The sequence below is a fragment of the Sphingobium jiangsuense genome, assembly GCF_014196495.1.
Classification (GTDB): Bacteria; Pseudomonadota; Alphaproteobacteria; order Sphingomonadales; family Sphingomonadaceae; genus Sphingobium; species Sphingobium jiangsuense.
In genome coordinates this window covers 77,606-90,785 of record NZ_JACIDT010000004.1, presented here as the reverse complement: position 1 = coordinate 90,785, position 13,180 = coordinate 77,606, and the positions used below count along the sequence as shown (strand labels likewise).

Annotated in this window: 13 protein-coding genes; 10 read left to right on the top strand and 3 right to left on the bottom strand. The window is 67.1% G+C overall.

The annotated features are described in order from the left end of the window. Positions 1-4: 4 nt before the first annotated feature. Complete coding sequence (locus tag GGR43_RS07195) at positions 5-907, bottom strand: AraC family transcriptional regulator (RefSeq protein ID WP_188071291.1); 903 nt, start codon at positions 905-907, stop codon at positions 5-7. A 168-nt stretch (positions 908-1,075) separates the two neighbouring features. Here GGR43_RS07195 and GGR43_RS07190 point away from each other — a divergent pair, with 168 nt between their 5' ends. The 8 genes from GGR43_RS07190 to GGR43_RS07155 all read left to right on the top strand — a co-directional run bounded on the left by GGR43_RS07190 (position 1,076) and on the right by GGR43_RS07155 (position 8,022). After that, a complete protein-coding gene (locus GGR43_RS07190) occupies positions 1,076-2,188 on the top strand; it encodes an LLM class flavin-dependent oxidoreductase (RefSeq protein WP_188071290.1) in 1,113 nt (370 codons plus the stop codon). A gap of 152 nt (positions 2,189-2,340) precedes the next feature. Further along, a complete protein-coding gene (locus GGR43_RS07185; protein ID WP_188071289.1) occupies positions 2,341-3,513 on the top strand; it encodes an acyl-CoA dehydrogenase family protein in 1,173 nt (390 codons plus the stop codon). Continuing rightward, positions 3,506-4,549 (top strand): phosphotransferase, encoded by a 1,044-nt coding sequence (locus GGR43_RS07180; RefSeq protein WP_188071288.1) that lies wholly within the window; start codon positions 3,506-3,508, stop codon positions 4,547-4,549. The genes GGR43_RS07185 and GGR43_RS07180 overlap by 8 nt, the downstream gene beginning before the upstream one ends. A gap of 190 nt (positions 4,550-4,739) precedes the next feature. Then, entirely contained in the window at positions 4,740-6,572 is a 1,833-nt protein-coding gene (locus GGR43_RS07175) for a flavin-containing monooxygenase (protein ID WP_223177340.1), read from the top strand. A gap of 377 nt (positions 6,573-6,949) precedes the next feature. Then, entirely contained in the window at positions 6,950-7,264 is a 315-nt protein-coding gene (locus GGR43_RS07170; protein ID WP_188071286.1) for a hypothetical protein, read from the top strand. Beyond that, positions 7,261-7,470 (top strand): hypothetical protein, encoded by a 210-nt coding sequence (locus GGR43_RS07165; RefSeq protein ID WP_188071285.1) that lies wholly within the window; start codon positions 7,261-7,263, stop codon positions 7,468-7,470. Before GGR43_RS07170 ends, GGR43_RS07165 begins: the two co-directional genes overlap by 4 nt. Positions 7,471-7,538: 68 nt before the next feature. After that, on the top strand, positions 7,539-7,760 hold the full coding sequence (locus GGR43_RS07160) for a hypothetical protein (RefSeq protein ID WP_188071284.1): 222 nt from the start codon (positions 7,539-7,541) through the stop codon (positions 7,758-7,760). A gap of 31 nt (positions 7,761-7,791) precedes the next feature. Beyond that, the gene (locus GGR43_RS07155) at positions 7,792-8,022 is read left to right on the top strand and encodes a hypothetical protein (RefSeq protein WP_188071283.1); all 231 of its coding nucleotides are present in this window, start codon (positions 7,792-7,794) and stop codon (positions 8,020-8,022) included. Between the two features lie 211 nt (positions 8,023-8,233). Here the strand turns inward: GGR43_RS07155 and GGR43_RS07150 are convergent, their stop codons facing one another. Both GGR43_RS07150 and GGR43_RS07145 read right to left on the bottom strand, forming a co-directional pair. After that, positions 8,234-8,425 (bottom strand): YdcH family protein, encoded by a 192-nt coding sequence (locus tag GGR43_RS07150; RefSeq protein ID WP_425502165.1) that lies wholly within the window; start codon positions 8,423-8,425, stop codon positions 8,234-8,236. Positions 8,426-8,529: 104 nt separating this feature from the next. Next, positions 8,530-9,030, bottom strand: coding sequence for a cupin (locus GGR43_RS07145; protein ID WP_188071282.1), 501 nt, complete (start codon positions 9,028-9,030; stop codon positions 8,530-8,532). A 312-nt stretch (positions 9,031-9,342) separates the two neighbouring features. Here GGR43_RS07145 and GGR43_RS07140 point away from each other — a divergent pair, with 312 nt between their 5' ends. Both GGR43_RS07140 and GGR43_RS07135 read left to right on the top strand, forming a co-directional pair. After that, entirely contained in the window at positions 9,343-11,091 is a 1,749-nt protein-coding gene (locus tag GGR43_RS07140) for an acyl-CoA dehydrogenase C-terminal domain-containing protein (RefSeq protein ID WP_188071281.1), read from the top strand. Between the two features lie 17 nt (positions 11,092-11,108). Continuing rightward, positions 11,109-13,178: a 3-hydroxyacyl-CoA dehydrogenase NAD-binding domain-containing protein gene (locus tag GGR43_RS07135; RefSeq protein WP_188071492.1), complete on the top strand. Its 2,070-nt coding sequence runs from the start codon at positions 11,109-11,111 to the stop codon at positions 13,176-13,178. Positions 13,179-13,180 lie beyond the last annotated feature (2 nt).

Genomic DNA, 13,180 nt, shown 5'->3' with positions numbered 1-13,180 from the left:
CGCGTCAGGACTCGGCGTTCCTCGCCCCCGCCGCGCGCAACCGGGCGATATCGCGCGCGGGCGGCAGGCCGTAGGCGCGCTTATATTCGCGCGAGAACTGGGTCGGGCTGCCGAAGCCGACCTTGAAGGCGGCGCCGATGGCGTTTTCCTCCTCGGCCAGCATCAACTGGCGCGCGGCGCGCAGGCGGATCTTCTTCTGATACTGGATCGGCGACAGGCTGGTGGCCTGCTTGAAATGGCGGAACAGCGAGGAGAGGCTGAAACCGTTGGTGCGCGCCATCGCCTCCAGATCCAGCTGCTCGCTATAATGGCGGTTGATCGATTCGATGATGCGGCTGATCCGCATTTCCCGGTTCTTGACCAATATCAGCTCAAGGAACGCCGGTCCCACCTCGCTGCGCAGCAGGCGATAGACCATCTCCTGCTCCAGCAGCGGGGCCAGCGCGGGGATGTCGTCGGGCCGGTCGAGCAAGGCCAGCAGGCGCAGCGTCGCATCGACCAGCCCGTCGTCATTGCCGCTGCCGCCGATATAGCGGTCGGTCTGCTCGCGCGGCCGCTCCAGCCCCAGCGAGCGGGCGGTGCGCAGCGCCAGCACCGGGTCGAGCCGGATCGCGACGCCGAGATAAGGATCGGCCTCGGACGCGTCGGGAATCTCGCTCGCCACATCCAGGTCCGCGTTCGACACGATATAGTCGCCGGGGCCCAGCCGCGTCCGGTGCGGGCCGATGGTGACCGTCTTGCCGCCACCCACCACCATGTAGAAAATCAGGTCCTGCGTCTGCCGCACCGGCCGGCCGGGCGAGACGAGGCGCATCAGGCTGACGCCCGGAATGGCGGTTTCCTGACTGTTCAGCGACGGTTGCGCGTGCCGCTCGATCAAGGCGCGGAAGTCAGCGATGCTGCTCATGGTCCGGGTCCATCCCTCCGATCAATTAATCGAACGATGACATAATCTGACACTATTAGGCAAGTTTTTTCCACCAGTCGGCTACCGCCCGATGCGCAAGCGCGGGCATGACTCCCGATGTGCTGGCGTCCGTCGCCGCCATGACAAGATTCTGCAAGGAGAGACCCCGTGAAGAAGAACGACAACGACGTCGGCATCCTGCTGATGTTCCAGAACCGCAACGATGCACTGTCGGACCAGCAGGCCTTCCGCAACGACATGGAATTCGGCGTCGCGGCCGAAGATATGGGCTTCGGCCGGGTGTGGGCGGTTGAGCATCATTTCGACAATTATTCCATGTCCCCCGACAATTTCGTGGAACTGGCGTGGATCGCCGGCAAGACCGAGCGGATCAAGCTGGGCGTGGGCGCCGCGATCCTGCCGTGGAACGACCCGCTGCGCGTCGCGGAGAAAATCCTGCTGCTCGACCATCTTTCCAATGGCCGCGTCGTGCTGGCGCTGGGGCGCGGCCTTGCCAAGATCGAATATGACGGCTTCCGCATCCCGATGAACGAAGCGCGCGAGCGTTTCGACGAGGCGGCGGAGATGGTGGTGCGCGCGATCGAAACCGGCATCTGCGAAGGGCAGGGGACATTCTACAAGCAGCCCGCGCGCAAGCTGCGCCCAGGCCCGATCCGCACCTTCATGGACCGCATCCAGACGGTCGCGGCGACCTCGCCCGAATCGCAGATGACCGCCGCCCGCATCGGCGGCGCGATCATGAGCTACGTGACCGCCGACGACCGCAAGCTCGCCAACGGGCTCGACAATTACCGCAAATATTTCGCGGAGTTCCACCCCGACCGCAAGCCGCCGCTGCCGGTGCTGACCGACGTCACCTATTGCCACAAGGATCCGGACATCGCCGCCGAGCGCGCCTATCAATATGTCGGCAACGCGTTCGACATGGTGGTGAGCCATTATGAGATGGACGGCGACCATTTCAACAGCACCAAGGGCTATCAAAGCTATGCCTCCGGCGCGCAGGCGCTGCGCGAGGGCGGGCGCGAGGCGGCGATCAAGGCCTATGTGCCGACCCAGCTCTGGGGCACGCCGGACCAGATCATCGATCGCTTCCGCAAGCGCATCGCGGTGACCGGCCCCTACACGCCCAATTTCCAGTTCTCCGCCGGCGGCGCGCCGCAGGACGAGGTGCTGGCGGGCGCCGAGCTGTTTGCCGAGAAGGTGCTGCCCACCATCGCCGAGATCGTGGGCGAGGAGAAGGAAAAGCTCGCCGCCTGACGCGCGACGCATTCCGAAGGGCGGCTCCGGTCAGGCCGGGGCCGCCCCTTTATTCGATCGATTAAAATTTTGCCGGAACGCATATGCGCCTTTGACATCCGGGCGACGGCGGCTAGAGACAGGACAAGCATATTAAATGAGGAATTAAGGTCATGAGCGAAAGGGCAACGGCGATCGCCGTCAGGGTGGAGGCATTCGTCCGGGACGTCGTCATCCCCTATGAGAAGGACCCGCGCATCGAAACGCACGGCCACGGCCCCGGCGAGGACCTGGTGCTGGAAATGCGCGAAAAGGCGCGCGCAGCGGGCGTGCTCACCCCGCATATCCTGCCGGACGGCGGCCATCTCAGCCAGCGCGAGACGGCGCTCGTCCTGCGCAAGTCGGGCCTGTCCCCGCTGGGCCCGGTCGCGCTCAACACCATGGCGCCGGACGAAGGCAATATGTACCTGCTCGGCAAGGTGGCGACGGCGGAGCAGAAGGAACGCTACCTCAGGCCCATCATCGCGGGCGAGGCGCGTTCCGCCTTCTTCATGACCGAACCGGCGGCGGACGGGGGCGCGGGCTCCGACCCGTCGATGATGCAGACCACCTGCCGGCAGCACGGCAACCACTGGATCATCGACGGGCGCAAGACCTTCATCACCGGCGCGCAGGGCGCCAGGGTCGGCATCGTGATGGCCAAGGCGCCCGAAGGCGCCAGCATGTTCCTGGTCGACCTGCCCGACCCGGCGATCCGCATCGAACGGGTGCTCGACACCATCGACAGCTCCATGCCCGGCGGCCATTCGGCGATCGCGATCGAGAATCTGCGCGTGCCCGCCGACCAGATGCTGGGCCAGCCCGGCGAGGGCTTCCGGCTGGCGCAGGTGCGGCTCAGCCCCGCGCGCCTTTCGCACTGCATGCGCTGGCTGGGCGCCTGCACCCGCGCGCAGGAGATCGCGACCGCCTATGCCTGCACCCGCCACGCCTTCGGCAAGCCGCTGGTCGACCATGAGGGGGTCGGCTTCATGCTCGCCGAAAACCTCATCGACCTGAAGCAGGCGGAATTGATGATCGACTGGTGCGCGGACGTGCTCGACACCGGCTCGCTCGGCACCGCCGAAAGCTCGATGGCAAAGGTGGCGGTGTCGGAGGCGCTGATGCGCGTCGCCGACAAATGCGTGCAGGTGATGGGCGGCACCGGCGTGTCGGGCGACACGATCGTCGAACGGGTGTTCCGCGAAATCCGTGCCTTCCGCATCTATGACGGCCCGACCGAAGTGCACAAATGGAGCCTCGCCAAGAAGATCAAGCGCGACACGCTGGGAAAGGCGCGCCATGACTGACCCCGCTGCCTCCGCCGATCCGCATCATGTTGATGCCGGGCGCCTCGCCGGCTGGATGCAGGCGCATGTCGAGGGCTTCGCCGGGCCGCTGACGATCGAGAAGTTCGCCGGCGGCCAGTCCAACCCCACCTACAAGCTGACGACGCCGGGCGGCCGTTACGTGCTGCGCCGCAAGCCGCCGGGCCAGCTGCTGAAGGGCGCGCATGCGGTCGATCGCGAGGCGCGGGTGCAGACTGCGCTGTATCGGGCGGGCTTCCCGGTCGCGAAGGTCCATGGGCTCTGCACCGACGACAGCGTGATCGGCACCTGGTTCTACGTGATGGACATGATCGACGGGCGGATCTTCTGGGAATCCGGCTTTCCCGGCGTTTCGCGCGCCGACCGGCCCGCCTATTTCGATGCGATGAACGCCACGCTCGCGGCGCTGCATTCGGTGGATTATCAGGCAATCGGCCTGGGCGACTACGGCCGGCCGGGCAATTATTTCGAGCGGCAGATCGCCCGCTGGACCCGCCAATATCGCGAGGACGAGGCGGGCGGGCGGCTTGACGACATGGACTGGCTGGCCGACTGGCTGCCCGCCCATCTCCCGCCGGGCGAGGAAACCTCCATCGTCCATGGCGATTTCCGGTGCGACAACATGATCTTCCATCCCACCGAGCCGCGCGTCCTCGCGGTGCTCGACTGGGAGCTTTCGACGCTGGGCCATCCGCTGGCCGACTTCACCTATAATCTGATGATGTACCGCTCGCCGCCCGACCTGCCGGGCGGCCTGCTCGGCCTCGATTTCGAGGCGCTGAACATTCCGGGCGAGGAGGAGTATGTCGCCGCCTATTGCCGTCGCACGGGCCGGGCGGGGATCGACCATCTGGATTTCTACATCGCCTACAACCTGTTCCGCTTCGGCGCGATCGTGCACGGGGTCAAGGGGCGCATGGTGCGCGGCAACGCCTCCTCGGCGGACGCCGCCCGGCTGGTCGCGCAGCTGCCGCTGATCGCCCGGCTCGCGCGGGAAAGCGCGGAGCGGGCCGGATAACCGCTGGAGAGGACGTCATGCTGGAGGACAAGGTCGTCATCGTCACCGGCGCGGCGATGCCGGTGGGCGGAGGCTATACCGCCGCATGAAGGTGTGGATAGCGGTTTAATTAATTACATATTGAAATAGCGCCGCAGGTCCGTCTATGAACGGCGAAAGGCCCGCGAGGCCATCGAAGGAGAGTCGAAACATGCGCTGTGCGCCATCGGTGACGCCCCACGATTTCGAGCTGGACGCGCTGCGGGAAAAATACCGGCACGAACGGGACAAGCGGCTGCGCAGGGAAGGCACGGCGCAATATGTGCACGTCACCACCGACATGCCCGATTTCTGGGAGGCCGACCCCTACAGCCCGCCGGTGGTGCGCGATCCCGTCGCCGCCGACATCGACGTGGCGATCATCGGCGGCGGCTTTGCCGGGCTGCTGGCGGGCGCCTATCTCAAGAAGGCCGGGGTCGAGGACGTCCGCATCATCGAGATGGGCGGCGATTTCGGCGGCGCCTGGTACTGGAACCGCTATCCCGGCATCCAGTGCGACAATGAATCCTATTGCTATATCCCGATGCTGGAGGAGCTGGACTATATGCCCTCCCGCCGCTTCGTCGACGGGGTCGAGATTTACGGCCATTGCCGCAACATGGGCGAGCATTTCGGCCTTTATGAAGGCGCGCTGTTCGGCACGATGATCCGCTCGATGATCTGGGAAGAGGGGACCCGGCGCTGGACGATCAGGACCAACCAGGACGATGAGCTGCGCGCGCGCTTCGTCATCATGGCGACCGGGCCGTGGAGCAAGCCGAAGCTGCCGGGCATTCCCGGCCTCGCCAGCTTCAGCGGCCATATGTTCCATTCCGCGCGCTGGGATTATGGCTATACCGGCGGCGGTCCCGGCGACCCGGTGCTGGACAGGCTGGCCGACAAGCGCGTCGCGGTGATAGGCACCGGCGCCACCGCGATCCAGATCGTGCCGATCCTCGGCCAATATGCGAAGCATCTGACGGTATTCCAGCGCACCCCGTCGGCGGTGGACCATCGCCGCAACGACCCCACCGATCCCGAATGGGCGGCGAGCCTGAAGCCGGGCTGGCAGCGCGAGCGGCAGGAAAATTTCTACGTCTTTTCCGGCGAGCCCTTTCCGTCGAAGGCGGCGGAGGAGGACCAGACCTGCGACTTCTTCACCGAGGTCGGGCGCAATGTTTCGGGCCGCGTCGCTGCGGCGGGGCGCGAGCTGTCGATAGAGGAGCTGGTCGCGATCCGCGAGGAGGAGGATTATGCGACGATGGAGCGCATCCGCCGCCGGACCGACGAGATCGTCAAGAACCCGGAAACGGCCGAGGCGCTGAAACCCTATTATCGCTATATGTGCAAGCGCCCCTGTTCCAGCAACGACTATCTGCCCGCGTTCAACCGGCCCAATGTGACTTTGGTGGACGTGTCGGCGAGCAAGGGCGTCGAGCGGGTGACGGAAAAGGGGCTGGTCGCGAACGGCAAGGACTATGAGGTCGACTGCATCATCTTCGCCAGCGGCTTCGAAATCTCGGCGCAGGACCAGAAGGTCGCGTCAGGCATAGAGGCGATCGACGGGCGTGGCGGACTGTCGCTCTACGATCACTGGAGCGAGGGCTATCGCACGCTGCACGGCATGAGTTCCCACGGCTTTCCGGGGCTGTTCTTCACCGGCTTCACCCAGGGCGGGCTGAGCACCAGCGTCACCGCCATGTATGAGCAGCAGGGCGAGCATATCGCCTATATCATCGCCGAGACGATGAAGCGCGGCGCCACGACGGTGGAGGCGACGCAGGAGGCGCAGGACCAATGGGTGAGCACCATCCGCGAACTGGCGCCGCCCGACACCTTCCTTCAGGAATGCACGCCGGGCTATTACAACAATGAAGGCGGCGGCCATGGCGGCATCCGCGCGGCGGTGGGGGAACCCTATGCGCCCGGCTTCTACAAATTCGGCGACCTGATCGCGCAGTGGCGCGACCGGAACGACCTGAACGGCATGACCCTCATCCCCTGACAACGGGGAGGAGCGCGGGCCGCCTGGGTGCAGGGTCGGCGGCCCGCGATTGGCCTTGCCTCGCGCTCGATGCCGGGGGAAGGAAGGGCGCGGCCATCCGGACTCTTTCGGCCCTTCCCTCTCTTGTGACGAACCGGCCGGATCTTCCGACGACCTGAGGGGGCTTGGGCGGACGGCGAGGAACGAGCAGCGCGGCTCGCCGGTTTTCCTGAAAGATATACGCGGCTGCGGCCCGCCATGTGCAAGCTCAAACATGCGCAAGCTCACGCTCGACCGTCGCCGACGCCAATCCGACAGGAGAAGAGCATGGAAGGGCAAGGCAACAAGGGCCGTCATGGCGGCAATCACGGCCCCGCCGCCACGGCGGGAGAGCGGTGATGGCGCGGTCCGACGGCCTCTGCGCGCTGTTCGCCTCCCGGCGTGATGCCGATCTCGCGATCGAGCATCTGGTGCAGGAACATGGGATCGAGCGCGACGTCCTCTTCGTCGAGGCGGCGGGAACAGCCGCCAGCACGGGAACGCGCATCGGCGGCGCGGACGGCGCGGGCGCCTCGCCGGGCACGGCCGCGCGCGACGATGCGCCGCTGGACGGCGAGATCCAGCTCACCGTTCCGGTCACCGACGATGACCGGCCCGTCATCGAAGGCGCGCTTCGCGAGGCGGGCGCGCGGCAGATCAGGAGGATCGCATGACCGATCGGAACAGAGAAGGACCGAAGCCGAAGCGCGACGAGGATCTCGAACGCAACCCCGGCATCGGGCAATCGAAAGGCGCCTATGCGACGGGCGAGGAGCCGGAGGATATCGAAGGCGAGAATACGGTCGAAGGCGATGTCGAGAATGATCCCGAGCCCGACGGCTCGATCGATCCCGAACGGCTGGGACGCACCAACAAATAACTGCGCCCGCGCCCGGCTCGCCTTCCGTTGACCGGTAAGACGCTGACGGCAAGACAAGGAGAGCGACCATGCGTGACAACAGCGGCAAAGGCAAATCCAGCAACAACAACCGCAACCCGACGCTCAAGGAACTGGAGCGGGCAGGCGGCCACCGTCCGCCCGCGCCGGCCTCCGCCGATGACGTGCAAATCGTCGGCAACGCGAAGCTGCGCGGCGAGGACCCATCGCCGGACGACCGCCGCCGGGGCGAGACTTCCATCGCGGACAAGATTCCGGGGGTGGAGCGGTGAGATGCGCAAACAGCCGACAATGGAGGGAAGGATGACCGACAACAGGCAAACAGGCGGGCGCGACGATTCCGATCTTCGCGATCAGGAGCAGACCCCGTCGCAATCGGGAAGCGCGGGCGGCACGCTCGCGACCGACATCGGCAGCCGCGACGAGGAGAAGACCGCGCGCGGCGAGGATCCGGAGCCGACGCGGGCGACGAAGAAGGACAAGGTGCAGCCGGTCATCCCGACCCGCGCCGATCATGACGGCGCGAACCGCTAGAGCGCTTTCAAGTCAGATGGCACATCTGACGGCTCGGAAAACGCGGCAAGCAAGGGATAGCCAGACTCTGTCCGGTTCAATCTGAACAGGACAGAGTCTGGACCCGCGCCTGCACCAAGGCTGACGCCGAAGGTTCGACCAAGCGAAAGGTTGGCCCATGAGGCGGAGCCGGCTCGCGACGGCTCCGCCCTGCCCGCTCCGCGCTGTCGGCTCAGGCGACCTCGCTCACGCCGAGGTCGCGGGACCAGGCGGCGATCTGGTCCTTGACCGCGAGCTTCAGCTTCTTGAGCCGCGCGATCGCGACCTCATCGGGTCGCAAGCCGCGGGAAGCAAGGTCGATCTCGGCCTCGAGACGGGCATGCTCGCGCCTGAGATAATCGAGGTGCTTGTCGGACATCATCATCTCCATCCCAAAAGTTGAGCCAAAAGCTGAGGATGTTCGCGCCCGGTCGGGCGCAGCTCCAAGATGATCCTTCTCCGGGGAATTTCAACCGGTTGGGCATCCGGTCATTTCGTCCAGTGATCCCGCAGCGGCCCCGCCTTCCCGGCGATCGGGTCCTCATCGGGAACGGGAAGGTCGCGCATGCGGCGGCGCACCATGTCGGTCGGCGCCTCGCGGCAAATGTCCCAGTCCTGCCCCGCCGGATAGGCGCCGACGACGAGGAAATCGTCGCTGACGTCGAGCCGGCGATGGCCGGTGCCGACCGGCAGCACGAGCGCGTCGCCGGCGCGGACCTCGATCTCGCGCCCGCCCGGCCCGCCGAGGAGCAGCGTCCCGTATCCGCTCGCCACGCCCAGCGCCTCATGGGCGGTCGAGTGGTAATGATGATAATCGTAGATCGTGTCGCGCCATTGCGGCGGCCAGCCATGGTCGGCGAACAGCCGCTCGAACCGTTCGGCGGCCTTCCTGCCCTCGGCCTCGACCGCGCCGCGATAGAGCAGGACCGGCAACCGCTCGTTGTTCGGCATCCAGCCCTTTTCATGCAGGATGAACTGCTCCGTCTCCATCGTCCTTCTCCGTTGAGTCGGCCTTCCGCCCGTCCGATCCGGTGCGGCGAGGCGACGGCCGATCTCGGCTGCGACCTATAGGGTTGAAACCGCCAACCGACAGCGGGTTCCCTGCAATGACGCACGTGCTTGGGCATGGGCGAATCATGCCCCGAACAGCGAGGGTCCGCCGGACGCCTTCGCCATCGCACAGAAGGCAGCCGTCAGGGCTCGGCCCCGCATTGCGCCAGCGTTGATGCCTTCCCACATCGGGCGATTGACTGTAACAGACGTTTGGTATAGTGCGATGCCAGCTTACAGGGAGAGGCCCCGATGTACAGTTATATTCCCCCCGTCGACGATTATCGCTTCCTGCTGAACGAGGTGCTCGGTTTCGACCGGGCGATGGCGGAGATCGGCAAGGAGGTGGATGCCGACCTCGCGGCGACGGTGCTGGAAGAGGCCGGCAAGATGTGCGCCGAACGGCTGCACCCGCTCAACCGCGAAGGGGACGAGCAGGGCTCCCGCCTGATCGACGGCGAGGTGCACACGCCCGAAGGCTTCGCCGAGGCCTATCGCGAATTCGCGCAGGCGGGCTGGGCCTCGCTCTCCGCCGATCCGGCCCATGGCGGGCAGGGACTGCCCTTCATCCTCCAGCTCTGGCTCGACGAGATGATCTCGGCCACCAACCTTTCCTTCGGCCTGTTCCCCGGCCTGACGCGCGGCGCCTATGAGGCGATCGCCGCCCATGCGAGCGACGACCTCAAGGCCGCCTATCTGCCCCGCATGGTGAGCGGCGAATGGACCGGCGCGATGGCGCTGACCGAAAGCGGCGCGGGCACCGATCTCGCGCTGCTCAAGACCAAGGCGGAGCCGAAGGGCGACGGCAGCTACGCCGTCACGGGCACCAAGATCTTCATCTCGTCGGGCGACCATGATTTCGGCGGCAACATCGTCCATCTCGTGCTCGCCCGGCTGCCCGACGCGCCTCCGGGCGTGAAGGGGATCAGCCTGTTCCTCGTGCCCAAGTTCCTGCCCGATGCCGATGGCGGCTTTACCTTGCGCAACACCCTGTCGGTCGGCGCGCTGGAAAAGAAGATGGGCATCCACGCGCAGCCCACCTGCGTGATGAATTATGACGGCGCGACCGGCTGGCTGGTGGGCGAGCCGCATCGCGGCCTCGCCGCCATGTTCACGATGATGAACGCGGAGCGGCTGATGGTCGGCATCCAGGGCCTCGGCATCGCGGGCGCCGCCTACACCCAGGCGGCGGGCTATGCGAAGGAGCGGCTGCAGGGCCGCAGCGCCGATGGATCGCGCGGGCCGGTGGCGATCGTCGAGCATGCCGATGTGCGGCGCATGCTGCTCTCCATCCGCGCCTTCGTCGAGGCGGGCCGCGCGCTCGCCGGGTGGACGGCGTTGCAGCTCGACCGCGCCCATGCCCACCCGGATGCGGGCGAGCGGGCGAAATCCGATGCGCTGGTGGCGCTGCTGACCCCGGTGGTCAAGGCCGCCTTCACCGATTTCGGATTCGAGAGCGCGGTGCAGGCGCAGCAGGTGTTCGGCGGCCATGGCTATATCCGCGAATGGGGGATGGAGCAGTTCGTCCGCGATGCGCGCATCGCCCAGATTTACGAGGGCACCAACGGCGTGCAGGCGATGGACCTGGTCGGGCGAAAGCTGCCGCTGGCGGGCGGCGCGGTCGTGGAAGGCTTCTTCGCGCAGATCGTGCAGGATCTGCAGGCGGCCGCGTCGATCCCGCAGGCGGCGGACGTCGCCCGGCGCACCGGGCAGGCGCTGGAGCTGCTGCGCGGCGCGACCGCCTCGCTGCGCGGCGCGGGCGTCGATGCGACGGGCGCGGCGGCGGTCGATTATCTGCGGCTGTTCGCGCTGGTGTCGATGGGCTGGATGTGGACGCGCATGGCGGCCGCCGCCGCCGGGGGCGACACGCCGCTGCACGGCGCGAAGCTCGCCGTCGCGGATTTCTTCGCCCGGCGCATGTTGCCGCAGGCGCAGGCGCTCGCGGCGGGCATCGCCGAGGGCGAAGGCCCGGTCATGGCGCTTGCCGCCGACGCCTTCTGAACGAACGGGGGTATGTGATGACTGTTGATGTGACTTCCTCAGGCGCGACGCGGCTGCTGCGCCTGTCCAACGGCGCGGTGAACGCCCTTTCCGTCGGCAACGGCTTTGTCGGAGAAATCGCCGCCGCCCTCAATGAAGCGCTCGCCGATGTGGAATGCAAGGCGATCGTCATGACCGGCGCGGGCAAGATGTTCTGCGGCGGCGCGGACATCACCGATTTCGACGGCGATCCCAGGGCGCTGGAGGCGCTGCGCAACCTGCTGCTCGCCGTCGAGGACGCGTCCAAGCCGGTGATCATGGCGATCCATGGCGTGGCCCTTGGCGGCGGTCTGGAGCTGACGCTGGCGGGGCATTACCGCGTCGCGCAGGCGGGCGCCCGGCTCGGCGTGCCCGAAGTGACGCTGGGCCTGCTGCCCGGCGCGGGCGGCACGCAGCGGCTGCCGCGCCTGATCGGCGCCGGTCCCGCGCTCGACATGATGCTGTCGGGCAAGCCGGTCGCGGCGGACAAGGCGCAGACGCTGGGCCTGGTCGACCGGCTGGTCGAAGGCGATGTGGTCGCCGCTGCGCTGGAATGGGCGGCAGAGGTTCCGCCGACGCGGCGCACCGGCGCGCTGCCCGTGCCCGCCGACCGCGACGAGGCGGTCGCGGCGCACAGGGCGAAGCTGCGCAAGGGGCTGAACCCCGCGCCCGCGAAGATCATCCAATGCGTCGAGGCCCTTTCGGACGATCTCGCCGCCGGTCTCGCGCTCGAAGGCGCGCTGTTCGGCGAACTGATGCAGACCGAGGCGTCGCGCGGCCTGCGCCATGCCTTTTTCGGCGAGCGCACCGTCGCCCGCATCCCCGGCCTTTCCCGCGACGTCACGCCGCGCGATATCCGCAGCGTCGGCGTGATCGGCGGCGGCCTGATGGGCACCGGCATCACCCTCGCGCTGCTGAACGCGGACCTGCCGGTCATCATGGTCGAGCTGCGCGAGGAAGCGCTCGCCAAGGCCGGGGAGACGATCCGCAAGACCATCCAGCGCGACGTCGACAAGGGCCGGATCGATCAGGCGAAAGCCGACGCGCGCATCGCCGCCTTCACCCCGGCGACCTCGCTCGACGCGCTGGCCGACATCGATCTGGTGATCGAGGCGGTGTTCGAGGATATGGGCGTCAAGCAGCAGGTGTTCACCGCGCTGGACGCGATCACCCGCCCGGACGCGATCCTCGCCAGCAACACCTCGACGCTCGACGTGGACGCCATCGCCGCACTCACCAAAGATCCGTCGCGGGTGGTGGGTTTGCACTTCTTCTCGCCCGCCAACATCATGCGCCTGCTGGAAGTGGTGCGCGGCAGGGAAACCGCGCCCGACGTGCTGGCGACGGCGATGGCGTTCGGCAAGCGGGTCGGCAAGGTCGGCGTGGTGTCGGGCGTGTGCGACGGCTTCATCGGCAACCGCATGTTCGAGGAATATCTGCGCCAGACCTGGTTCATGCTGGAGGAAGGCGCGCTGCCGCAGCAGATCGACGGCGCGCTGGAGCGCTGGGGCATGGCGATGGGGCCGTGCCGGACGATGGACCTTGCCGGGCAGGATATCGGCTGGGCGATCCGCAAGCGCCGCGCGGTGGAGCAGCCCGACCGCCCCTATTCGGGCGTGATCGACCGCATTTGCGAGCTGGGCCGCTTCGGGCAAAAGACGGGCAAGGGCATCTACGCCTATCCCGACGGCCGCACCGCCGAGCCGGACCCGGAGATCACGAAGCTGATCGAGGACTATTCGGCCGAAATCGCCCTTGAGCGCCGCGAAATCAGCGACGAGGAAATCGTCGGCCGCTGCCTGCTCGCGCTGATCAACGAAGGCGCGCGGATCGTTGGCGAGGGCATCGCCTATCGCCCGGTCGATGTCGACATGATCTACCTGCACGGCTATGGCTTCGGGCGGGAACGGGGCGGGCCGATGTTCCAGGGGGATGTGATCGGCCTGCCCGCGCTGCTGGAGCGGCTGCGCACCCATGCGCAGGGCCGCAATGGCTGGGCATGGACGCCCGCGCCGCTGGTCGAGGAACTGGCGGCGAAGGGTGGCAATTTTCAGGATCTCAACAGCTGAAT